Raw genomic sequence first — 19,598 nt, forward strand, 5'->3', positions numbered from 1 at the left:
TCGGCCTCCTTCAGGTGGTACAGCGATCGCAGAGCCGCGTACTCACGCAGCTGCCACAGCTCCCCTTCGGTCTCCAGGTACCGGCTGAGGCTGCCAGACAGGTCCACGGGCTCGACGAGCAGCGGGGCGAAGACGTCCTCGACGGTCCGGGGCGCCTCGGAGAGCTCCCCGTGCAGGGCGTCGAGGAACCGTGCCTCCATCGACTGGCGCAGCCGTAGGAGGTCGGGGTCCCACTCCCGGGCGTCGTCCACGTCGGAGAACCCCTGGTAGTGCAGCTCATACAGCAGGTAGAGGGCGAGCTGGAGATCCTCTCCCCACGGGTCGACTTCCCTCACGGCCTCACGGTCGTAGAGCGGTGCGTCGCCCGACCGCAGGGCCTGGGCGACGGCGTCGGACAGCGGGCCCCTGCCCTCCGGGAGGAGGGATGCGGCGACGGACGGAGAGGGCCTCGGACTACGAGGAGGCATCAAGGGGTCCCTTCGTGCGGGGCGGGGGCGGTTCGCTCGCGATGGCGGTGGCTGGTGTCGCACCAGGGGTACGTGCGACTGCGGCGACACGTGCACACGGCGGTCATGAAGCGGTCGGAGCGGGCGGTGGTCCCATCCTCCAGGACGATCTCGACCGGCCCTTCGACCAGGACGGGCCCCTGCGGGTCGACGCACACGCGGCGCGCCGGGGCCTCGTGGGGCGGGCGGGCGCCGGGGTCAGGTGTTCCGCGCACGGATGACCACCAGTTCCTCCCTCGTCTCGGCCGCGTGCGCCAGCCCTTGGCTCTGGAGCCAGGAGCGTCGCGAGAGGAGGACGGGCCCCCAGGGGATCGTGGCCCTGGCCGTGACCGTCGCGGAGAGCCCGGCTCGGGTAAGCCGGTCCAGGGTCCGTTCCGCGCTGCTCATGGCCGAGTGGACCATGAGGAGCACCCCGCCGGGCCCCAGCAGGGCCGAGGCGTGCGCGCAGATGCGGTCGATGACCATGCGCCCGTCGGGGCCCGCGTCCCAGGCCCGCTCGGGTCCCCGTGACGGCAGGTGGGCCGCCGGAGCGGGGACATAGGGCGGGTTGGTGACGATCAGGTCGTAGCGGCGACCCGCCGTGCGCGCCACGAAGTCGCCGTGCAGGACGCTCAGCGGAAGCCGCTGGAGCAGGGCGTTCAGCCGTGCCGTGACGACCGCGCTCCAGGAGACGTCGACGGCCGTGACGTCCGCGCCCCGGCGCGCGGCGTTCAGCGCCAGCGCGCCGGTTCCGGTCCCGATCTCCAGCACGCGGGCATCCGGGGCCAGCTCCTCCCGGGCCAGCGCCTCGGCCAGGAGGTGGGTGTCGGCCTGCGGCCGGTACACGCTGGGCAGAGCGACCAGACCGCCGGGCAGGCTCGTCATGGGCGGGGCCGTACGGGACATCGAGCACCTCCGGGCGAAGCGGCGCGTACGCGGCGGTCCTCGCGGTTCGCCACGTGCTGCACCTGCCCCCGGCGCGGCACGGCATTCGGCTTTCGGCGATCTTCGACGCTTCGTCCGCGTCGGCGGGGCGGCGGAGCACCGGTGAGCTCCTCGTACCGACAGGCTCTCTGTTCCGGCGGGCTTCCCGCCCCGACGGCCTCGCCCTGGTGGGCACCCGGTGCCGTCCCATCCGGAGCCCGCCGGACGGGGGTCCAGGTCGGTATGAGGGGCCCACGGCTGCGGAGCATCGATGTTCCGCAGGATGCGCTGGTCACCTTCACCGGCGTCTCCGGTTCGGGCAAGTCCCCCCTCACGTTCGGGACGCTCTACGCGGAGGCAGCTCAGGCGAGGGGGCCGCCGAGCCGGCCGCGCTCGCCGCCCTCGGCTTGATCCTGAAGATGTTCGCCGCGCCCTTGGCCGGGATCCATGAACCCACCGGGTGCGGATGGCTGCTGTTCGTGTCCTTCGCGGCGATGGCGGACCGGGTTCTCCCGCCGGTCAGGGCAGTGCGATGTCGCGGGTGTCGCTACGGGGCCATGAGGGCGTCGAGTCGGGCGGCAAGATCGGGGTGGGCGGCGAGCAGGTGGGGGCGGGTGGCGGTCAGGGGGGCGATGAGGTCGGCGGGATCGTCGTGGGCGAGTGCCTCGTGGAGTTCGGTGAGCGGGCGTCGGGCTGTGGTGGGCAGGTCGGTGAGTGCGGTGATCTGTCCGGCGAGACGCCGGAGGTCGGCTGCGTTGTCGCGGGCCCGGGCGGCGGTGGTGCGGTCGGCGGCGCGGGCCTGGCGGGTGGCTGTCACGCGCTGTTCGCCGGTGGTCCCGGCCGGGCCGGGGCGGCCGCGCAGGTAGCGGCGTTCGGCGGCCTGGCGGCTGGCGACGCCGAGGGGCGGGGCGAGGTCGGCCCAGCTGGCGCCCGCGTCGCGGGCGGTTTCGATCAGGCCGGTCTCCCACCCGGCGAGCTGTTCACGCACCTGCCGCAGCAGCATCAGTGATGCCAGGGCTGCCTCCGGGCCCGGCCCGGCGCCAGTGTCCGGCGTCTGGCCCTGGGCGGTGCGAAGGGCGTCACTTACGGCGTTCAGGGCCGTCGCAGCGGCGAGGAAAGACGCCGGGCTGTGGGCGTCGGTGCTGGTCACGGACGGCTTCTCGGCTGCGGTCACGGACACCTCCCTCGTTGTCATCCAATTGACGACACCATGTTTGTCATCCATTGGATGACATGCTACAACGGTGTCCGCGAAGCGCATTGGCAGTTACTGCCTGAACCTTCTGGAGGTGTTTCACGATGTTGATGCGCACTGACCCCTTCCGCGAGCTGGACCGGCTGGCCCAGCAGCTGACGGGCCCGGGCACCTGGTCGAGGCCGTCGGCGATGCCGATGGACGCCTACCGTGAGGGCGACGAGTACGTGGTGGCCTTCGACCTCCCCGGTGTCACCGCGGAGGCGATCGACATCGACGTCGAGCGGAACATGCTGAAAGTCAAGGCCGAGCGCCGGCCGGCGGCGAGGGCCGACGACGTGCAGATGGAACTGTCCGAGCGGCCGCTGGGCGTCTTCTCCCGCCAGATCGTGCTCGCCGACACCCTCGACACCGAGCGCATCAGGGCCGACTACGACGCGGGCGTGCTCACGCTGCGCATCCCGATCGCCGAGCGCGCCAAGCCCCGCAAGATCTCCGTCGTCGCCGGCGCCGGCGTCGGCCGCAAGGAGATCTCCGGCTGATACCGGCCGGACACCGGTGCGGAGGACGGTACCTGATCTCCCCCTCACCCGCCTCCGCACCCCCACGGGCAATCCGAGGAACCGAAAGGGGTGGCGATCGAGATGACTCTGCGACGCGAGGCATTCCTCGACCACGTCAGGGAACGCGGCGAGTACGGCACCGCGCAGGAAGCCGAGCGCGCGGCCCGCGTGGTCCTGGCGCTGCTCGGAGCGCACCTGGTCGGCGAGGCCCGTGCCCAGCTCGCAGCGCGCCTGCCGGAGACGTATGCGCTCATCCTGCTCAACCCGCTCCAGAGCGCCGAACCGCTGCCGCCGGAGCGGTTCGTGAGGGCGACGGCGGCCTGGATCGAGGGCGCCACCGAGCAGACCGCGACCTGGGACGTCAGCGCCGTACTGTCCACGGTCGCGGACACCGTGGACGAGGACCTCCTGGGACAGATCCTGCTCCAGCTCCCCGCCGGTTACGACCTTCTCTTCGGCCGCCCCCAGCCCACCTGACCACCGGTGCCGCGCACCGGCACCACCCCGTCCCGGCTTGACGAAAGGCATGCACCCCAGTGATCACCGACGTGCGCGTACCGCTCGAGCGCCAGCAGCCGCACTCCACCGCGTATCAGCAGATGCTGGAGCGAGTCCGCTACGAGGGCGCCTACCCCACCCGCGAGCGGGCGGACGAAGCCGTCCGCCTGGTCCTGGCAGGGCTGGGACGCCAGCTGACCGGCGACGAGCGCGTCGACATGGCGGCCTGCCTGCCCCTGGAGGCCGCACGCGTCCTGACCTCACAGATTCCCGACCCCGAGCCGGTGGGGGGCTGGGCCTTCGTCAAGGACCTCGCCGCCCGCTCCGGCGCCTCCCTGGCCACCACCCGCTGGGACACCGGATCGGTCTTCACCGCCGTCGCCGCCCACGCCGGCCCCCACCTGATCACCCGCATCCTTCACCAGCTGCCCTCCGGCTGGGCCCTGCTGTTCGGCCAGGCCGAACTCAGCCCGACCGCGTAGCACCCCCACCAGGCGCCGCGAGCGAACACCGCCGGCCCCGCCCCACGGGCGGATCGCACGGCGAAGGCCCCCCGATCCCCGCGATCGGGGGACCTTCGCATGTCCGCACAGCCGCAGAGGAGCCGGGCTGACGCCCGAACTGGCCCTCGCCTCACGACCGCTCCGCTGATGTGCGCAGGCGTGCCGGTGATACCAACGGCCGGAGCCGTTCTTCGGACGGGCGATGAACCCGATCAGCCACAGCACCAGGGCTGGCGGCCGAGCACCGGGTGCCTGCTCACTCGCTGCGTCCTTGGCCAGTCTGTGGTCCCGTCGGCCGGGGCGAGCCGGTCGACGGGAGTTCGGGTCAGACGGTTGCGGCGAGCCAGCCGATGGTCTCGGTGGTGTGCTTGCCGTCGCGGGTGGCGCGCGTGCCGGGTCAGGGCAGGGGTGTTCCTCCGGTCGCGTTGAGGATCTCCCCTGTGATGTAGGAGGCCTGCTCAGCGGCGAGGAAGACGAAGGCCGGTGCCATCTCGGCCGGCTGGGCGGGGCGGCCCAGCGGCGACTGCTCGCCGAATCTCGTCGGATCGGGCATCGTCGCCGGGATCAGCGGAGTCCAGACCGGGCCAGGGGCCACGGCGTTCACGCGGATTCCACGGTCGGCGACCATCTGCGCCAGCCCGTGGGTGAAGGAGATGATCGCCGACTTGGTCATCGCGTAGTCGAGGAGGTGGGGACTGGGCTGGTATCCCTGGACGGACGCGGTGTTGATCACCGAGCTCCCGGCCGGCATGTGGGTCAGCGCGGCCTTGGTGAGCCAGAACATCCCGTACAGGTTCGTCTTCATCACCCGGTCGAACTGCTCCGTGGTGATCGCCTCGATCCCGTCGGGCTGGGACATCTGGTAGGCGGCATTGTTGACCAGGAGATCGAGGCCGCCGAGGTCGGTCACGGTCTGCTCGATGAGGGCGAGGCACTGCTGCTCGTCCCGAATGTCGCAGGCGACCGGAACCGCCGTGCGGCCCGCGTCACGGATGAGTCGGGCGGTCTCTTCGGCCTCCGTCGCCTCTTCCGGGAGGTGGGTGAAGACCACGTCGGCGCCTTCCCGTGCGAAGGCGAGGCAGACGGCACGGCCGATCCCCGAGTCCCCGCCGGTGACCAGCGCCTTACGGCCGGTCAGCTGCCCGTGACCTCGGTAGCTGGTTTCACCGTGGTCCGGCCGCGGGTCCATCGCCTCGGTCGAGCCGGGATGGTCCTGATCCTGCTCGGGAAACGGGGGCCGCGGGTGAAGGCGCAGCGGATCGGACAGTGCGGCGTCAGAGTCCGAAGGAGAGGTCACGGGATCGTCCTTGTGTTCGGCCTTCTGGCGGCCACCAGGAGGCAGGTGGGGCGCGTCAGGAGGACGCGGGATAGGGGGCCGTCTTGAGGCGGCGGGCGAGGTGCGCGGTGTTCGCGGCGAGGGTCTTCGTCGTGGCCGCGGTCTTCTCGGGGGTCTTGTCGAGGTCCTGGTAGTCGGTGCCCTGCATGGCCTCGCCGACCCAGTACGTGACGGCGTTCGGGGCGAGGGTGAAGCCGACGTCGTTCAGGCCCTGGAAGAGCTCGGCGCTGACGTGGTGCGCGCCGTCCTCGTTGCCGACCACGCACACGCCCGCGACCTTGCCGTAGGTGAGCAGGCGGCCCTCGTCGTCGCTCTCGCCGAGTTCGGCGTTGAGGCGCTCCAGGACGAGCTGGGTGACGCTCGCGGGATGGCCGAGCCAGATGGGGGTGGACAGGATCAGGATGTCGCAGCCCAGGACCGTGGCCCGGATCTCCGGCCAGGCGTCGCCGTCGCCCATGTCCGTCTTCACACCGGGCTTCACGTCGTAGTCGGCGATCCTGATCACCTTGCCGGTGACACCATGCTCGGCGAGCGCCTCCATGGTCTGCTCTGCCAGTAGCTGGGAGCTGGACGGCTTCGGCGACGGGGACAGAGTGCAGACGAGAGCGACAGCACGCAGCGGGGTGGTTTCTGTGGTGGCCATGTGATCCGGCTACCCGGGACACCGAGCGGCATACCGGACCTGGCGCCCATACCGGCCGATCGGACGCGGGCGCAGTTCCGTCGGCCTCCGATCCTCGCCGCGTCAGGCAGGGTGAGCTCCGGTGCGCATCCGTCCCGGGTTCTGTTCGACGGCCTTGGCCAGGCGGGCCAGCATGCCGCGGTGCCTGAGCTGGAGTGCTGCCTCGCTCACCGGGTTGTGCAGGACGCCGCTGGGTCCGCGCAGCGGATGCTCGTCGCAGATCACGAGCGTCTCCTCACCCCACGGGCGCAGCTCGAGGAAGATCCTCGCGGTGCCGAGCAGTCCGAAGGATGCCTCCAGTTCGAGCTCCCGGCCGGGCTCCTGGTGGCGGACGGTCGTGGTCCCGTCGCCGGACCAGGGGCCCAGCCGAACGGTGTACCGGATGCGGGCGCCGACCTCGGGCCAGTGGTCGTCCAGCGGTTCAGAGCGCGAGGGGCCCACGACCCAGTCGCCGTACCGTGCCGGGTCCGCCAGGACGGCCCACACTGCTGCGGGGGCGCGCCGGATGATCTGGTGACGGACGGCCATGAGGTTCTCCTGAGAGTCGTCCAGCGGCTGGATGCCCCTGGGGCGGTGTGTGAACGGGCGTGTGCAGGCGTGCCGCAGGTCTCGCGGGCCCACGGCGCTCGCGGGGCCGGCACGGGAACGCTCATGACGATGTCCGTGTCGTGCCGTCAGAGCTGGTCGTCGACGGGTGGCGCGCGGGGCGGGAGACGGTCGCCGTCGGGGCGGGTGAGCGGGGCTACCGGGGTGACGCGGGCCGTGCCGGTTTTGATCAAGTGGCCCCCGTGGCAGCTCGCGGGGGCTTTGGGGCGGGAGGGTCAGTGGCCGAGGGCGTTCTTCAGCTGCTGCTTGGTCATCGTGGAGCGGCCGTCGATGTTGCGCTTCTTCGCCTCTTGGTACAGCTCGTCCTTCGTCCGCTCGGACGAGCCGCCCGACCTCTGGCCGCCACGCTGCGAGGCGGACTTGCCCTGAGTGGAGCTGCGGCTGGCCGTCTTGCTCTCCCCCGAACGGGCCCGCTCCTTGTTGACCGTGCGGGAAGCCATCTCCTTGGCACGGCCCTCAGACATCCCTCGCTTTTCTCCGGACTCCTTGATGTGCTCGTACTGCCGTTCCCGCTTCGGGCTGGATCCACGAGGCATGATGACCCCTTTTCATCGCCGGAAAGGACAACGCCATCGTGCGAGTAACCGGCCCCGGCCGCATCCCACACGGCGCGGATGAAGCGTCCCGCGTCCTACGGGAGCCCGGTCACCGGGGCGCCCGTTCCCTGCGACCAGCACCGGGCAGGCGGGGCTCGCTGTCAGTCCCGGCTCGTACGGTCGTGAGCACGAGGGCCGGGATCCTGTCCGGCTCACTGGATGTACGGGAGCGGGTCATGGGCGAGATCACCGTCAGCGAGCAGCACCTGGACCACCTGCTGCACGACCCCGCCAGCGCGTACGGCACTCCGTACCAGCAGGCCTTCGCCGCACTCGCCGTCTCGCACCGAGGCCGGCCGGTCGCCGAGATCCTGCCGCTGCTGCGCGCGGCCGCCGACGCCGCGCTGCTCGGGTTCACCGGCGCCGACCTGATCGAGCAGGCCCAGGCCATCAGCAGCGGCGCCCGGTACGAGCTCCGCGTACGGATCGCCGGAGCGTGACCGCGTCCGGTCCTGCGGGGCGTGCGATCACCACGCAGGTCTGCATAGCCTGATGGCGGACCCCAGGGGGGCGTCCCGGAGGAGCACCGCCCGATGCCCCGACCCATGTGGAACGGCGCCATCAGCTTCGGTCTCGTGACCGTGCCGATCACTCTCGAGCCCGCCACGGAGTCCCACGACGTCCACTTCCGGCAGGTGCACGTGGAGGACGGCGGGCGCGTCCGCTACCAGAAGCGGTGCGAGATCGACGGCCAGGTGCTCACCGAGGACGAGATCGGCAAGGCGTACGAGGTCACGAAGGACGAGCTGATCCCGATCACGGAGGACGACCTGTCCGGGATGCCGCTGCCCACCGCGCGGGCCGTCGAGGTCGTGGCGTTCATCGACGCCGGCAGCGTCGACCCCGTCAGCTTCGGCGCCGGCGACTACTACGCCCGGCCGAAGGGCGAGGTCGCGAACAAGCCGTACACCCTCCTGCGTCAGGCCCTGAGCAGGACCGACAAGGTCGCGGTCGTGAAGTACGCGCTGCGCGGGCGGGAGCGGCTGGGGCTGCTGCGGCCGGTCGGGGAGGCGCTGAGCATCCAGGGGCTGCACTGGGGCGACGAGATCCGCTCCCCCGCCGAGCTCGCCCCGCCCGAGACGAGCGTGAGCGAGGACGAGATCGAGCACGCGCTCGCGCTCATGGACTCCATGGCCGTCGAGCACCTGGCCGACCTGGGCGAGGCCCTCACCGACCACTACACCGAGGCCCTGCACGAGGTGATCGAGGCGAAGGCGGAGCACCGTGAGCCCGCCGCCCCCGCGGACGAGGAGGCTCCCACGGCGCCGGTCGTCGACCTCATGGCCGCGCTGGAGGCGTCCGTGGCCAAGGCGAAGGAAGCCCGCGGCGAGAGCGGGCCGGCCACCGTGCACGAGATGCCCAAGCCGAAGAAGAAGACCGCCGCGAAGAAGACCCCGGCCAAGAAGACTGCCGCGAAGAAGACGGCGGCGAAGAAGACCAGCCGCCGCGCGTCCTAGACCCCGCCGCCCCTGGCGGGGCGGACCGGGGGCTTGTCGATGCCGAGGCTGCCCCACGGGGCGCACGTCTGGTGCATCTCCATCTCCGGGAACTCCTCGAAGGCGATCACGACCTCCTCCTTCGTGAGCAGGCTCGGCATGCGCTTGGCGTCCGGGCAGTTCCCCCGGTGCAGCGTCGGGTGCCCCTCCGCCGCGCGGGAGGGGAGCACTTTCCACGACAGTTCCCGGCGCGCGACCTCCTGGCGGCGCTGCTCTTCCTCCTGCTGGGCCCGCAGGTCGCGGATCGTCCGCTCGGTCTGGTCCAGCTGCCACTGGAGCCAGGCGCGCAGGGTCTCCTGCTTGACCAGTCGGTCGGCTATCGGCATCTCCATGGCGGGCCCCTCTGGCTCAGGCCGCTGCGGGCTGGCCGGCGACGTCGGCGAGGACGTCGGGGTGGGACTTCAGCGCGGTGCGGGCGTCGACCAGCTGCGGGCCGCGCTCGAGCGTGCCCCAGAAGGGGTGCGTGGAGACCTGTTCGGAGAGGTCCCGCACGAGCGCGCGCAGACGGGTGTCCTCGGCGAGCTGCTCGGGGGTGTATCCGGGGGACGCCTCACGGCCCGGCTTGGTGACCTCGCCGGTGTTGCCGTTGGTCTCGGGGGCCCAGCCGGGCATCGGCTCGACCGACCACGGCAGGGTCCGCACCAGCGCCTCATGCTCGGCGCGCGCCTGGTGAAGGGCGGCCTGGAGACGGGTGAGGTCTGCGGGGAAGGCGAAGGAGGGGGTGTCGTTCTGACTCACACCTGAAGCGTACGTCTGTTCGATTTACTGAAGCCAGTCTCACGCGCCCACCTGCGGCAACAGAAGGCCTTCAGCACCCACGAGCTCACCGAGAACCACGACGCCCACGAGAACGGCCGGCCACTCCCCCACAACGTCACCGGCACCATCACCGTCCACGACGACCGCGACAACGGAATCATCGACACCTGGAACATGCTCCTGACCGGCCACCCCGTCATGCCGGATCCAGACCGAGGCAGCGTGTGGATCGTCGTCCCCGACCACATCGACGGACGCTCCGGCCGACGGAGCCTCCAGTACGACCTCCTGCCACCGCGCGAACGCACCTACTGGGTCTCCCGCCGCCGCATGACCCCCCTCGACCAGGACCACCCCACCCCCGCCGAATAGCAGCAGCGAGCGGGGGCCCGCCCCACTCCCGGGACGAGCCCCCGCTCGCGAACCACCGCCTGCCCGGACGAGATCCAGGACTCCACCTCGCGTCGGATGCTGTGACCGGGAAGGTTCACCGCGGTCAGTACTCTGGGCCCGGTTGCGGTGGACGAGGAGGTCGGGCATGACGCGGAGCCTGTCGGTGGACGAGGCTGTGGGACTGCTTGAGGGCGAACTGGGGCCAGGGCCGCGCGCGCTTGACGATCTGGTCACCGAAGACCTCTGGCTTGCCTTCCTCCGATTCGGCCGACGGCTGTTCGATGTCCCGGACACACCCGACGCTGACGGTCTTCTGTTCCAGTACGGGACCCACTCGTTCGACGGCCCTCCGGCATTCACGCTGGACCTCACCCGACAGTTCGAGATCTCCGACAGCAACGGTGATCACGACCATCACGTGCAGGTCCACTGTGAGCTCAGGTACGGACTCGAACCCGCCCTGGAGGACCTCGGAAGCTTCGACTCGTGGTTCTTCCACGATGCCGGAGACGATCTCGAAGAGTGGGCTCAAGGACTGACCGAGCGGGCAGCCTGGGCAACGATCCACAGACTCAAGCCGACCGAGATCAGGGTGTATCAGGAGCAGGTGTAGTCGTTCAGGCCGCCATCGCGGGACGCCCTCCCCAGCGGACCCCCTTCTCACTGCGGATGCGGGCTCGCTCGAACCCGGACCGGCTGCCCCACCCCGCCTCCCCACTGGTCCGGGAAGCATTTCCAACCAGCACACGAGCAACCCGGCGAACCTACCCCTGAAGGTGCGCGCTCACCCTGTACCCTGGCCTTGGCCCTGCCCGGGGGCCTGTCACCCCGGAGTCCTGCTCCGGAACCCATGGGACGAAGAAGCCACAGCTCCACCGGGCACCGCCTTTGCCATCGCTGTAGAAGCGCATTGTCGTTATCTGGCCAGACAGACCGCCTCTACTCAGCGGACTCCGGCACGGTGAACTTCTGCATGCAGTCGCCGCACATGATCTTCCTCTTGGCCAGGGCCGTGGGAGAGACCCGGATGACCGCCGGCTGGGGGCACTGGCAGGTGGCCTTCACGTAATTGCGGTCTTCCTTCTCGGGGCGCGGAGGCTTCTCCTCGCCCTGGTCTTCGCCCTCGTCGGCGTCGTCGAGTCCGGTCGTGCCGGTGGCGGTCCTCCCCTTACCTCGGCCTCCGGCGCCGAGCGGGGCGTAGGCGGGGACTCGGGTGGCATGGATGGCCTTGTCCAGAGCCGTGATCTGGTCGGCGTACGCCTCCTTGGCCTCCTCCGACAGCACCGGGAACGCGAACCCGTACTTCTTCTTGTCCTTCTCGTCGACGGTCTTCGTGTAGACCATGCCGAGCTCCAACGCCACGGCCTTGAACGCCTTGTTGTGGTACTGGCTGATCGAGCAGTCGTCGATCTTTCGCACCACGTTGACGCCGTGGGCGGCCTCGTGAACCAGGGTCTCCATGGTCGACACGGCGCCCCTCAGCAACGACTCGGCGGTGACGAACACCTCGTGGTGGGTCGCATCACCCTTGACCGCCTTCCAGCGGTTGCGGGAGAAGTGCGCCAGCTTCACGGCGCTCTCCCGGCCTCCGGTGGCCATCGTGATGATGGCCTCGGGTACGTCGCTGTGCCGGGCGCGGATGGCGCCCCACGCCTCCACCAGGGCGGTGGTGATGGCGAGTCCGATCTCGGAGACCGCGATGGCGGGGAGGTCGGGCAGAAGCTCCAGCGGCGGGGTGGGCGCGGGCTCGGGGATGACGGCGATGTCGACTGCGGCCTCTGTGGTCATGCCCTCAGCCTATCGAGAACTCACCTCTTAAGAGGTGAGTTTCAAAGGGTGAGTTGGGCCCGCGCCGGTTGACGGAGCACGCGGGGAAACCCCTGCTGGGTGGGATTCCGGGAAGCAGGTTCGGGCGCCACGGCGGACTACTACCGTGCAGCGCATGAGCAACGAAGGCGAGGTTCCGGTGATCTTCCTCGTGAAGCGCTGGCTTTTCACCTGGGAACAGCACCGCCCGGGAGGCTGCCGGTGCGTGTGCGGCATCTACCACGGCGGCTCCGGAACGTGTTCGGCGGCGGCTGAGCCGGGCCGTCTGCTGCGCGTGGTCACGCGCCCCGAGCTGGAGTCATTCGGACCGGCGGACATCACCGCGCCTCTGCCGCTGTGCGACGCCTGCTACATCGCCCTGGCCCCGCTCAGCGAGCCGGAGGGCGACCCGCTGCTCGGGTAGCCCTCCGGCCGGGCGAGACCAATCGGCACCCGGGGCCGGGGGCACGGTAGCGGCTCACGGGCACAGTCCGGACCGCGCTGTCACCAGGTGGGCGGTGAGACGCGGTTGTACGTCTCGTGCGGAGGCTCGGTCCCGTCCCAGCCGATGACCGCCCGGCACGGCTCGACGACGAACGCGTCGTCGGGCTCGCCAGAGTGGTCCGGGTGGGCGGTGGCGAGATGCTGGCGGGCAGCATCCTGGAGCGGGCCGCTCCGCAGTCCAGGGCGGCGGCCGGGCTCGTGCCCTGGCACACGGTGCACCTGACGGTCAGAAAGGCGGCGCCGTCGAGAAGGAAGAGCATGCCTGATCAACGACCGCCCGTCAGGGTGGTTCGCCCGGCACTCAGCCGCTCAGGTAGGCGTAGTGCGTCAGGCGGGATCCGGCGGCTTTCTCCGTCGTGCCGAGGGCCTCGGCGAGCCGGGGCAGCGGGACGGCGTCACCCTTGATGTACCGGGCGGCGAGCGGCCCGTACTCGGCGACGATCGCCTCCATCTGCTCGGCCGCCCGCAGCACCACGACCGGCTCCTCGTCGACGAGCTCGTCCAGGCGCTCGCGCAGGGTCTGCAACAGGCCCGCGACGTCGTCCGGCAAGGGGAGCGCGCGCGTGGCGACGTCGTCCATGTGCGCTTCCCAGTCCTCCTCCGGCCCGGAGACGTCGTACGCGTCGTGGCCGGCGGTGCCGACCTCCTCCCAGTCGAGGGGAACGGTGCGCTCGCCGCGCCATCCGCACGCGCACCGGCCGCGCATCGCCGTCGCGGTCGGTCGGCGCATGGTGCCGTCGTACACCCACCAGTCGGTCGACTCGTGGAAGTAGGCGCTGCTGCCCAGGTCGAAGAGGACCGGGCCGGGCTCGGTGCCGTCCGCCAGGAGTACCCCGACCTCGCCCTCGTGCGTCTCGAATCCCTCGCGCTGCCAGCTCATCGAGCATCCCCTCGTCGTCTGCGGAGGCGGTGCCCCTCCGGGCCCGCCGACTCCACGATGAGACAGCGGAGCGGGCCTCCGCAGCAGAGTTGGCATATTCCAGCAGCACATTAGGAGCGCGTCAGGCGGCGTGCGCCCCCTGGCGAGACCTGCTCGCGCGGCCAGGACGTGGCTGCGCCCCCGCAGGTCAGGGCGGGGGCGCAAGGGGGATGAGGGGCCAACGACCAGTCGGCGCCAGTTCGTCCCGGACTCACCGTAGCGTCCGCGAGACGGCACACCGCTGGATCCGCGGATCGGTGACCGGGACGGGCTACCCCCGGCCCGTGGTGGTGACGTATCCGTTGACGATGCCTGCGGACCGACGCGCGGTCAGTCGACCTCGACGTAGGTGACGATGAGGATGCTGCCGAGCGCGGTCGCGTAGAAGATCACGCGGACGCCTTCGTGCTCGTAGTCGCGCAGGGCCGAGGCGGTGGCGTGCTGCTTCACAGCTGCCGGGTCGGCCGCGATCACGTTGAGCGTGTGGTCCAGGACCGCGGTCTGGGCGGCGGAGAGCATGCGTACCTGGGTGTCGGCCGGCTCGATGAACACGATGCGGGGCCGACGGCCGGAGTGCTTAGGCAACGTCGCTGGCCTCGTCCCGCTCGGGAAGGCCCTTCTCGGCGCGGATGTCGTCCCAGTCACGGCACCGGTCCAGGTCGATGCCCTCGGCCGCCAGATTCCCCAGGACGTACGCGAGCGCCGGGTTTCCGGGGAACTCCGCACGGGCCGCGTCCCGCAGCTCGCGCTGCTCGGCCTCACTGAAGGTCAGGTGCGCCATGACGGCCCCCTCTGCTCGGATACGTCAATGAGGCTAGCGCAGGCGACGCTCCCCCACGCCCGTCCGGGCATGCAAGGCCGGGCTGACGGTCTCGACGCCATGTATGCGCGTCCCTGACGGCGGATCAGAACGAGCGGGCCGTCGAAGGTGCGTCGTACGGTCGCCGTGACCCCGACAGGACGGGCGTCCCCAGCCGGTCCCGTGTCCCTTCGCACGTGCGCGGGACCGGCTTCTTGCTCAACTTGCAGTTGAGCCTCGGCGCGAGACGAATCGGACGAGCGACTCTGTGGGCCAGCAGAGCCATCCGAGAAGAGGGCTGGTGACCACGAACCAGTGGACACTGGTTCGCCCCTGCCGCTTGTCCAGGATCGGTGGGGCCTCATCCCGGTAGACGTAGCGGAGGTACCGGCGGCGGAGCGGAGCTCCGGCCACCAACAGGACTGGTGAGGCGAGAAAGATGGCTACCGGGACCAAGGCTCTCGCGGCGGTGAGCTTCGCCTTCTCCTCGTATCGCATGCGCTCAGTGTGCTGATGCTCGACGTCGCTTGTCAGCCTGTCCCCCGGGGCTTGATTCGGGGGGACCGGCCCGCACGACACCACTGGCGCGGGCCGGTCCTCCACCCGGTCGGGCCTCGCGGGAAGGGGAGTTCCGCGAGCCCGTGAGCGGCCCCGGTCCGCTCGACAGCCGCCTACCCGGCGCCCTCACGGCCATGCATCCCTATTTCTGCCTGAATGGTGCAGTTTGACGTGTGGCTTGCAGGGCAGCCGGGCGGGGAACGTCGCCGTCTGCGGGACCCCCCGAGCCGCAGGCGGCGGCGATCGGTCCTACTCGGCCGGCTCGAACTGCACGATCGCGCCGGGGCACTCAGCGGCGAGTGCCTGGAGCGTGTCGGCCTCCGCCTGGTCCACGCTCAGGCTCCACCGCAGCTTCGTCGCGGTCCACTCGGCCGCGTACCGGCACCGGGCGCTCGACGCCGGCGGCATCCACTGGGCCGGGTCCTTGTCCGCCTTGGCCCGGTTGGAGCGGGCGGTGACCGCGATCAGCGAGACCGCGGCGCCCTGGTCGTTCGCGTAGGCCTCCCGGCGCTCGGCCGTCCACTCCCAGGCCCCGGACCCCCAGGCCTCCTTCAGCGGGACGACGTGGTCGATGTCGAGCCCGGAGGCCGAGCGGACCTCGGTCTCGTCGTAGTAGCTCCACCACACGCCCCCGGTCAGCGCACAGTTCGCGCCGACCGCAGGGGCCTCGACAGCCTCAGCGATGAGGACCTCGGAGCGGGTGTTGCAGCCGTCGGTCGGGTTGAGGCCCCTGTTCCAGTGCTTGAAGCGGGCCCGGTCGTAGGTCTCGTTCTGGGACTCCTCGACGACCGGCAGGACCGCGACCGCGTCGGGCAGGGCCAGCACGTCGACCGGAGCGGCGCCGACGGCGTGAGCGGAAGCGGTGACGGCGAGGGAGGCCAGGGCGAGCGTGGCCGCTGCGGCGGCCCGAGTCAGGTAGGTGATCACTCTGGAAGAGGTACCGGCCCAGGGGCGAACGGGGAGCAGGGCCTGTCGGACGTCACTCCTGTGTGCACTCAGGTTCACCACAGATGATCATGAAACGGGTGCGATGTTGACGTCGGCGGGCGCCGCCGCGCCCCATGGGTCGGGGTGCTGCCTCCCGGCTGGTGTCTGGAGCCAGGAGCCCGAGGCCTCTACGCCTGCGGGAGGGTCAGGCGTGCGCCCAGGGCCGTGAGCTTGGGCAGGAGGTGGCTGTAGCCGCGGTGGAGGTGGTAGGTGCCGTGGATGGTGGTGGTGCCGTCGGCCGCGAGGGCGGCGATGACGAGGGCGGCGGCGGCCCGGATGTCGTGACCGGTCACCTCGGCCCCGGTAAGGGCCGACGGGCCGTGGACGGTGATGGTGGGTCCGTCGGCCCGGACCTCCGCGCCGAGGCTGCGGAGCGGGGTGACGTGGGTGCTGCGGGAGGTGTAGATCCGCTCCTCGATGCGGGAGGTGCCGGGGGCCTGGGTGAGGAGGGCGGTCAGCTGGGGCTGGACGTCGGTGCACGTGGCGGAGGTGGTGGCCGTGTGCACGGGGCGGGGTCCGGTGGGGCAGCGGGCGAGCGTGCCGCCGTCGGCCTCGACGAGCTCGACGCCGGCGTCGACGAGCAGGGCTGTGAGGTCCTCGGGGAACGTGCTCGCGGGGACGTTGGTGAGGTGGACGGTTCCGCCGGTGATGGCGGCGGCCAGGGCGATCGTGGCGGCCTCCAGGCGGTCCGGCGGGACGGGGAAGACGCCTCCGGTGACCCGGTCGGTGCCGGTGATGTGGAGCGCGCTGGCGCCCTCCCAGGTAATGCCGACCCCGCCGGCCGCGAGGAGCGAGGCGGACTCCAGGACCTCGGGCTCCCGGTTCGGGTTGAGGATGGTGGAGGTGCCCGGCGCGCGGGCGGCGAGCAGCATCGCGGTGACGGTGGCCCCCAGGCTCGGTCCCCACTTCCGGGTCATGGCGTCGGTGGTGAACGGTGCCGGGGCCCGGCCGTGCAGGCGGGCGTCGACGTGGGTGTCGGTGACGTCCAGGGTGGCGCCGGCGGCGTGCATGGCGGCGAGGTGGCGGTTGATGAGGCGGTGGCAGAAGGCGTCGCCGCCCGGCAGGGGGAAGCGGACCTGTCCGGCGCGGGCGAGGAGTGCGGCGGCCATGACGGCGGTGGTGCGGATGCGGGTGCCGAGCTGGTCGGGGATGACGGGGTGCCAGACGGCGGACGGGGTGGTCTCGATGCGGTCGTCGGTGATCGTGGCCGGGGTGCCGGTGAGGGTGAGGATCTCCGCGCAGACCCGGGTGTCCAGGATGCGCGGGATGCCGGTCAGGGTGAGTGGCTCGTCGGCGAGCTGGGCTGCGGCGTAGAGGTGGAGGGCGATGTTCTTCGAGCCCTGGACCGCGGCCGCACCGTGGAGCCGGTGGCCCCCGATGATGCGGACGGCCTGGTTGCCGGTGGCGGGACGGGGGGCGTTCGTGGGTTCCATTGCTGTCTCCTGACGAAGGAGACGGTCCCCCGGCTGGGGGACCGTCTCGGCTGGTGGATGTGTGCGGGCGCACGGCACGTGGGAGGAGAAGGCGCGGTCCCGGCCCGTGGGGGCGCCGGGGCCGTGCCGGGCGGGGTTCTAGCGGCGGGCGGCCGTCGTCGCCAGGGGGCGCCCGAAGCTCTTCAGGCTGCGCGCGAGGGCCTCGTCCAGGGGCGTGCGGTCGACGGTCCCGTATGTGCCGGTGAACAGGTGCAGGTCGGCGGTGAACGAGCTGATCTCGTTGATGCGCGGGGCGGTGTGGGTGATCGTGCCGCGTCCGGCGGCGCGGATGACGGCGTGGGCGATGTCGCGGACGGGAACGGCCCCGCCGGAGCCGAGGTTGACGACAGGCAGCAGCTCGGGCCGGTCCAGCACGCGGGTGAGCATGGTGACCGCGTCGTCGATGTACGTCAGATCGCGGGCCTGGGTGCCGTCGCCCTCGATCGTGAGCGGACGGTCCCCGGTGACGGCGGAGAGGAACGCGGGCACGACGGCGTCGTCCCCTTCCTGCGGGCCGAAGACGTTGAAGAACCGGAGGATGCCGAGCTGGCGGCCGTCGTCCAGGAGCGGCCGGTAGATGCCGGCGAGCTGCTCGGTGGCGACCTTGCCCACCGCGTACGGGGAACGCGGCGCGTAGGGGGCGTTCTCCGCGAGCGGGCCGGTCTGTTCGCCGTAGACCTCGCAGGAGGAGGCCATGATCAGGCGGCGGGCGGTCGAGCCGACGAAGGTGGTCAGGAGGTGGCGGTCCGCGGCGACGTTGTGCTCGACGTTGCCGGTCCAGAAGCTGTCGGGGACGGACTTCAGGGCGGCCAGGTGGACGACGGTGTCGACGCCGTCCAGGTCCCGGGCCGTCAGGGACCTGACGTCGCGGACGACCAGGCCCTTCGGGCTCGGGCGCCTGGAGCTGACGGTCAGGTTGTCCAGCGGGATGACCGTGTGCCCGGCGGTGTCGAGAGCGTCGGCGAGGGCCGAGCCGATGAATCCGGCGCCACCGGTGATCAGGATGTTCATGGGTGCCTCCGCGCGGTTGCGAGCAGCGAGGCGGCTGGATCTGCCGTCCGTCTGCTGCCGTCACCCTCGCGCCGTGGCGGGCCCGTTCGTCAGGATCCGGGGCCGGCTCGCACACGGTGTGCGGGAGCGGCACGCGATGTGCTTCCGCACGCCCCTGTCGGCCTGCGGCCGGGAGGATTACTGTCGTGCGTCCCCGTCGGTGCACTGGAGGTACCCATGGGCCCGAGCACGGACTTAGGCGCGGTGTTCCGCCTTGCCCGCTGTGAGCGGCGGATGACTCAGTTTCAGGTCGGCCGGCTCGTCGGATACTCGGCCTCGGCGATCTCGCGGATCGAGCGCGGGCAGATGCGCGTGGACCTCCACGCGCGCCTGAGCCTGGCCCACGCGCTGGGGATCCCTCCTGAGCGGGTGAGCGGGTTCCCTGTTCCCGTGGGCCCGGTGATCGATACCGTGGCGGACGTACCGGTGCCGGACGAGGAGGACGCGATGCGTCGCAGGACTGTGCTGACCGGGGCTCTGGCCGCCGGGACAGCGGCCGTCGTCGGCACGGACACGGCCGCCACGGTGCCGCCCGTCCCCCTGGAGGACGTGCTGTTCCGCCTCCCGAGCGGTGAGCCCGCGCCGCTCCAGGCCCTGGCGACCCGGACGGCCGCCGCACGCGAGGCGTTCACCGCCGCCCGCTACACCCGGCTCGGCGCCGCGCTGCCCGACCTGCTCGCCGCCGCCGAGGCGACCCGGGACGCCGCCGCCGGCCGGGCCCGGCAACAGGCCTCGGCAATCCTCGCCCGCGCCTACGTCCTGACCGCCGAACTCGCCGCGAAGGAACACTCCGACGCCGCGTGGGTCGCCGCCGACCGTGCCCTGGCCGCCGCACGGACCAGCGGCATGCCGGTCCCCATCGGCGAGGCATCCCGCGTCCTGGCCATCACCATGCGCCGCTCCGGCCGCTCGGCCGCCGCCGTCCGCCTCCTCACCCACGAAGCAGGCGGCCTCGACCCCGCCGAAGCCCGCACCGGCGCCGTCCGCACCAGCCTGCTGCTCACCGCCGCTTACTCGGCCGCCGCCGGACGGGACCGCACCACGGCGCTCGCCCTGCTGGACGAGGCCGAGGAGGACGTCGCACGCCGCCCCGACGCCCCGGGCGGGTTGTTCACCGTGGAGGCCACACGCGCGCAGGTCGACGGCTACCGCATCAGCGTCCACAACGCGCTCGGCACCCCGGACGAAGCGGTGAACGTCGCGCGAGGCCTGAACGTCGGCCTCATGCCGACCGCCGAACGCCGGGCCCGGGCCTGGACCGACACGGCCCGCATGTGGCACGCGCTCGGCGACGGCACCCAGGCGTTCGCCGCTCTGCGCCACGTCGAGCAGGAAGCCGCGCAGGAAGTCCGCCGTCCGGCCCTGCGGGCCCTGACCTCGAACCTGCTCTACGGCCCCACGCGTCAGCCCGGGCTGCGCGAGTTCGCCGTACGCACCGGGGCCGTCCCCGCCTGACCCACGCGCTCC

At 71.5% G+C, this 19,598-nt stretch carries 26 protein-coding genes and 1 pseudogene; 9 read left to right on the plus strand and 18 right to left on the minus strand.

What is annotated here, in order from left to right; genetic code table 11:
• The 4 genes and pseudogenes from ACFYXU_RS35615 to ACFYXU_RS35630 all read right to left on the minus strand — a co-directional run.
• Positions 1–335 (minus strand): annotated as a pseudogene (locus ACFYXU_RS35615) (iron-containing redox enzyme family protein); the annotation flags it as partial.
• Positions 336–466: 131 nt separating this feature from the next.
• A complete protein-coding gene (locus ACFYXU_RS35620) occupies positions 467–721 on the minus strand; it encodes a CDGSH iron-sulfur domain-containing protein (RefSeq protein WP_389461712.1) in 255 nt (84 codons plus the stop codon).
• Positions 705–1,370 carry a HemK2/MTQ2 family protein methyltransferase gene (locus ACFYXU_RS35625; RefSeq protein WP_389461714.1) on the minus strand — a complete coding sequence of 222 codons (666 nt, stop codon included), beginning with the start codon at positions 1,368–1,370 and terminating at the stop codon, positions 705–707. The genes ACFYXU_RS35620 and ACFYXU_RS35625 overlap by 17 nt, the downstream gene beginning before the upstream one ends.
• Positions 1,371–1,956: 586 nt before the next feature.
• Positions 1,957–2,604 (minus strand): type III effector protein, encoded by a 648-nt coding sequence (locus ACFYXU_RS35630; RefSeq protein ID WP_389461716.1) that lies wholly within the window; start codon positions 2,602–2,604, stop codon positions 1,957–1,959.
• Positions 2,605–2,708: 104 nt separating this feature from the next.
• On the opposite strand from ACFYXU_RS35630, the gene ACFYXU_RS35635 reads away from it, so the two are divergent.
• The 3 genes from ACFYXU_RS35635 (at position 2,709) to ACFYXU_RS35645 (ending at position 4,147) form a co-directional block, all read left to right on the plus strand.
• Complete coding sequence (locus tag ACFYXU_RS35635) at positions 2,709–3,146, plus strand: Hsp20/alpha crystallin family protein (protein WP_389461718.1); 438 nt, start codon at positions 2,709–2,711, stop codon at positions 3,144–3,146.
• Between the two features lie 102 nt (positions 3,147–3,248).
• Entirely contained in the window at positions 3,249–3,644 is a 396-nt protein-coding gene (locus tag ACFYXU_RS35640; protein WP_389461720.1) for a DUF2267 domain-containing protein, read from the plus strand.
• Positions 3,645–3,703: 59 nt separating this feature from the next.
• Positions 3,704–4,147, plus strand: a complete 444-nt coding sequence (locus ACFYXU_RS35645; protein WP_389461722.1) for a DUF2267 domain-containing protein — start codon at positions 3,704–3,706, stop codon at positions 4,145–4,147.
• Positions 4,148–4,565: 418 nt separating this feature from the next.
• On the opposite strand, the gene ACFYXU_RS35650 is transcribed toward ACFYXU_RS35645, so the two are convergent.
• The 4 genes from ACFYXU_RS35650 to ACFYXU_RS35665 all read right to left on the minus strand — a co-directional run bounded on the left by ACFYXU_RS35650 (position 4,566) and on the right by ACFYXU_RS35665 (position 7,328).
• A complete protein-coding gene (locus ACFYXU_RS35650; RefSeq protein WP_389461724.1) occupies positions 4,566–5,465 on the minus strand; it encodes an SDR family oxidoreductase in 900 nt (299 codons plus the stop codon).
• A gap of 55 nt (positions 5,466–5,520) precedes the next feature.
• The gene (locus ACFYXU_RS35655; RefSeq protein WP_389461726.1) at positions 5,521–6,147 is read right to left on the minus strand and encodes a flavodoxin family protein; all 627 of its coding nucleotides are present in this window, start codon (positions 6,145–6,147) and stop codon (positions 5,521–5,523) included.
• A 102-nt stretch (positions 6,148–6,249) separates the two neighbouring features.
• Entirely contained in the window at positions 6,250–6,714 is a 465-nt protein-coding gene (locus ACFYXU_RS35660; RefSeq protein ID WP_389461728.1) for an SRPBCC family protein, read from the minus strand.
• Between the two features lie 293 nt (positions 6,715–7,007).
• Positions 7,008–7,328, minus strand: a complete 321-nt coding sequence (locus ACFYXU_RS35665; protein WP_389461730.1) for a plasmid stabilization protein — start codon at positions 7,326–7,328, stop codon at positions 7,008–7,010.
• A 236-nt stretch (positions 7,329–7,564) separates the two neighbouring features.
• On the opposite strand from ACFYXU_RS35665, the gene ACFYXU_RS35670 reads away from it, so the two are divergent.
• Positions 7,565–7,828 carry a hypothetical protein gene (locus tag ACFYXU_RS35670; RefSeq protein WP_389461732.1) on the plus strand — a complete coding sequence of 88 codons (264 nt, stop codon included), beginning with the start codon at positions 7,565–7,567 and terminating at the stop codon, positions 7,826–7,828.
• Between the two features lie 93 nt (positions 7,829–7,921).
• Positions 7,922–8,845, plus strand: coding sequence for a Ku protein (locus ACFYXU_RS35675; protein WP_389461734.1), 924 nt, complete (start codon positions 7,922–7,924; stop codon positions 8,843–8,845).
• Here ACFYXU_RS35675 and ACFYXU_RS35680 read toward each other — a convergent pair.
• Together ACFYXU_RS35680 and ACFYXU_RS35685 are read right to left on the minus strand one after the other, a co-directional pair.
• Positions 8,842–9,216 carry a DUF6233 domain-containing protein gene (locus ACFYXU_RS35680; RefSeq protein WP_389461736.1) on the minus strand — a complete coding sequence of 125 codons (375 nt, stop codon included), beginning with the start codon at positions 9,214–9,216 and terminating at the stop codon, positions 8,842–8,844. The genes ACFYXU_RS35675 and ACFYXU_RS35680 overlap by 4 nt on opposite strands.
• Positions 9,217–9,232: 16 nt before the next feature.
• Positions 9,233–9,622: a hypothetical protein gene (locus ACFYXU_RS35685; RefSeq protein ID WP_389461738.1), complete on the minus strand. Its 390-nt coding sequence runs from the start codon at positions 9,620–9,622 to the stop codon at positions 9,233–9,235.
• A gap of 195 nt (positions 9,623–9,817) precedes the next feature.
• Between ACFYXU_RS35685 and ACFYXU_RS35690 the strand changes: the two genes are divergently transcribed.
• Positions 9,818–10,015 carry a hypothetical protein gene (locus tag ACFYXU_RS35690; RefSeq protein WP_389461740.1) on the plus strand — a complete coding sequence of 66 codons (198 nt, stop codon included), beginning with the start codon at positions 9,818–9,820 and terminating at the stop codon, positions 10,013–10,015.
• A gap of 166 nt (positions 10,016–10,181) precedes the next feature.
• Positions 10,182–10,649, plus strand: coding sequence for a hypothetical protein (locus tag ACFYXU_RS35695; RefSeq protein WP_389461742.1), 468 nt, complete (start codon positions 10,182–10,184; stop codon positions 10,647–10,649).
• A gap of 326 nt (positions 10,650–10,975) precedes the next feature.
• Here the strand turns inward: ACFYXU_RS35695 and ACFYXU_RS35700 are convergent, their stop codons facing one another.
• Positions 10,976–11,824 carry a hypothetical protein gene (locus ACFYXU_RS35700; protein ID WP_389461744.1) on the minus strand — a complete coding sequence of 283 codons (849 nt, stop codon included), beginning with the start codon at positions 11,822–11,824 and terminating at the stop codon, positions 10,976–10,978.
• Between the two features lie 154 nt (positions 11,825–11,978).
• On the opposite strand from ACFYXU_RS35700, the gene ACFYXU_RS35705 reads away from it, so the two are divergent.
• Positions 11,979–12,266, plus strand: coding sequence for a DUF6372 family protein (locus ACFYXU_RS35705; protein WP_389461746.1), 288 nt, complete (start codon positions 11,979–11,981; stop codon positions 12,264–12,266).
• Between the two features lie 80 nt (positions 12,267–12,346).
• Here the strand turns inward: ACFYXU_RS35705 and ACFYXU_RS35710 are convergent, their stop codons facing one another.
• The 7 genes from ACFYXU_RS35710 to ACFYXU_RS35740 form a co-directional block, all read right to left on the minus strand.
• The gene (locus ACFYXU_RS35710; RefSeq protein WP_389461748.1) at positions 12,347–12,556 is read right to left on the minus strand and encodes a hypothetical protein; all 210 of its coding nucleotides are present in this window, start codon (positions 12,554–12,556) and stop codon (positions 12,347–12,349) included.
• Between the two features lie 91 nt (positions 12,557–12,647).
• Entirely contained in the window at positions 12,648–13,226 is a 579-nt protein-coding gene (locus tag ACFYXU_RS35715) for a hypothetical protein (protein WP_389461750.1), read from the minus strand.
• A 369-nt stretch (positions 13,227–13,595) separates the two neighbouring features.
• Positions 13,596–13,850: a hypothetical protein gene (locus ACFYXU_RS35720; protein ID WP_389461752.1), complete on the minus strand. Its 255-nt coding sequence runs from the start codon at positions 13,848–13,850 to the stop codon at positions 13,596–13,598.
• Entirely contained in the window at positions 13,843–14,046 is a 204-nt protein-coding gene (locus tag ACFYXU_RS35725; protein WP_389461754.1) for a hypothetical protein, read from the minus strand. The genes ACFYXU_RS35720 and ACFYXU_RS35725 overlap by 8 nt, the downstream gene beginning before the upstream one ends.
• 825 nt (positions 14,047–14,871) lie before the next feature.
• Positions 14,872–15,549 carry an HNH endonuclease family protein gene (locus ACFYXU_RS35730; protein WP_389461756.1) on the minus strand — a complete coding sequence of 226 codons (678 nt, stop codon included), beginning with the start codon at positions 15,547–15,549 and terminating at the stop codon, positions 14,872–14,874.
• A 188-nt stretch (positions 15,550–15,737) separates the two neighbouring features.
• Positions 15,738–17,042, minus strand: a complete 1,305-nt coding sequence (locus ACFYXU_RS35735) for a UDP-N-acetylglucosamine 1-carboxyvinyltransferase (RefSeq protein WP_389461758.1) — start codon at positions 17,040–17,042, stop codon at positions 15,738–15,740.
• Positions 17,043–17,180: 138 nt separating this feature from the next.
• Positions 17,181–18,092 (minus strand): NAD-dependent epimerase/dehydratase family protein, encoded by a 912-nt coding sequence (locus ACFYXU_RS35740; RefSeq protein WP_389461760.1) that lies wholly within the window; start codon positions 18,090–18,092, stop codon positions 17,181–17,183.
• A 273-nt stretch (positions 18,093–18,365) separates the two neighbouring features.
• Here ACFYXU_RS35740 and ACFYXU_RS35745 point away from each other — a divergent pair, with 273 nt between their 5' ends.
• Positions 18,366–19,586 (plus strand): helix-turn-helix domain-containing protein, encoded by a 1,221-nt coding sequence (locus tag ACFYXU_RS35745; protein ID WP_389461762.1) that lies wholly within the window; start codon positions 18,366–18,368, stop codon positions 19,584–19,586.
• Positions 19,587–19,598: the final 12 nt, after the last annotated feature.

Source organism: Streptomyces sp. NPDC002232 (assembly GCF_042890295.1).
Lineage (GTDB): Bacteria > Actinomycetota > Actinomycetes > Streptomycetales > Streptomycetaceae > Streptomyces.

What these genes read in the sequence shown, in the direction of transcription:
- ACFYXU_RS35700 (WP_389461744.1), bottom strand. Translation starts at nt 11,824, where the DNA reads ATGACCACAGAGGCCGCAGTCGACATCGCCGTCATCCCCGAGCCCGCG.
- ACFYXU_RS35705 (WP_389461746.1), top strand. Translation starts at nt 11,979, where the DNA reads ATGAGCAACGAAGGCGAGGTTCCGGTGATCTTCCTCGTGAAGCGCTGG.
- ACFYXU_RS35630 (WP_389461716.1), bottom strand. Translation starts at nt 2,604, where the DNA reads ATGACAACGAGGGAGGTGTCCGTGACCGCAGCCGAGAAGCCGTCCGTG.
- ACFYXU_RS35725 (WP_389461754.1), bottom strand. Translation starts at nt 14,046, where the DNA reads ATGGCGCACCTGACCTTCAGTGAGGCCGAGCAGCGCGAGCTGCGGGAC.
- ACFYXU_RS35735 (WP_389461758.1), bottom strand. Translation starts at nt 17,042, where the DNA reads ATGGAACCCACGAACGCCCCCCGTCCCGCCACCGGCAACCAGGCCGTC.
- ACFYXU_RS35740 (WP_389461760.1), bottom strand. Translation starts at nt 18,092, where the DNA reads ATGAACATCCTGATCACCGGTGGCGCCGGATTCATCGGCTCGGCCCTC.
- ACFYXU_RS35635 (WP_389461718.1), top strand. Translation starts at nt 2,709, where the DNA reads ATGTTGATGCGCACTGACCCCTTCCGCGAGCTGGACCGGCTGGCCCAG.
- ACFYXU_RS35670 (WP_389461732.1), top strand. Translation starts at nt 7,565, where the DNA reads ATGGGCGAGATCACCGTCAGCGAGCAGCACCTGGACCACCTGCTGCAC.
- ACFYXU_RS35715 (WP_389461750.1), bottom strand. Translation starts at nt 13,226, where the DNA reads ATGAGCTGGCAGCGCGAGGGATTCGAGACGCACGAGGGCGAGGTCGGG.
- ACFYXU_RS35745 (WP_389461762.1), top strand. Translation starts at nt 18,366, where the DNA reads ATGACTCAGTTTCAGGTCGGCCGGCTCGTCGGATACTCGGCCTCGGCG.
- ACFYXU_RS35690 (WP_389461740.1), top strand. Translation starts at nt 9,818, where the DNA reads ATGCTCCTGACCGGCCACCCCGTCATGCCGGATCCAGACCGAGGCAGC.
- ACFYXU_RS35655 (WP_389461726.1), bottom strand. Translation starts at nt 6,147, where the DNA reads ATGGCCACCACAGAAACCACCCCGCTGCGTGCTGTCGCTCTCGTCTGC.
- ACFYXU_RS35695 (WP_389461742.1), top strand. Translation starts at nt 10,182, where the DNA reads ATGACGCGGAGCCTGTCGGTGGACGAGGCTGTGGGACTGCTTGAGGGC.
- ACFYXU_RS35640 (WP_389461720.1), top strand. Translation starts at nt 3,249, where the DNA reads ATGACTCTGCGACGCGAGGCATTCCTCGACCACGTCAGGGAACGCGGC.
- ACFYXU_RS35660 (WP_389461728.1), bottom strand. Translation starts at nt 6,714, where the DNA reads ATGGCCGTCCGTCACCAGATCATCCGGCGCGCCCCCGCAGCAGTGTGG.
- ACFYXU_RS35680 (WP_389461736.1), bottom strand. Translation starts at nt 9,216, where the DNA reads ATGGAGATGCCGATAGCCGACCGACTGGTCAAGCAGGAGACCCTGCGC.
- ACFYXU_RS35625 (WP_389461714.1), bottom strand. Translation starts at nt 1,370, where the DNA reads ATGACGAGCCTGCCCGGCGGTCTGGTCGCTCTGCCCAGCGTGTACCGG.
- ACFYXU_RS35675 (WP_389461734.1), top strand. Translation starts at nt 7,922, where the DNA reads ATGCCCCGACCCATGTGGAACGGCGCCATCAGCTTCGGTCTCGTGACC.
- ACFYXU_RS35665 (WP_389461730.1), bottom strand. Translation starts at nt 7,328, where the DNA reads ATGCCTCGTGGATCCAGCCCGAAGCGGGAACGGCAGTACGAGCACATC.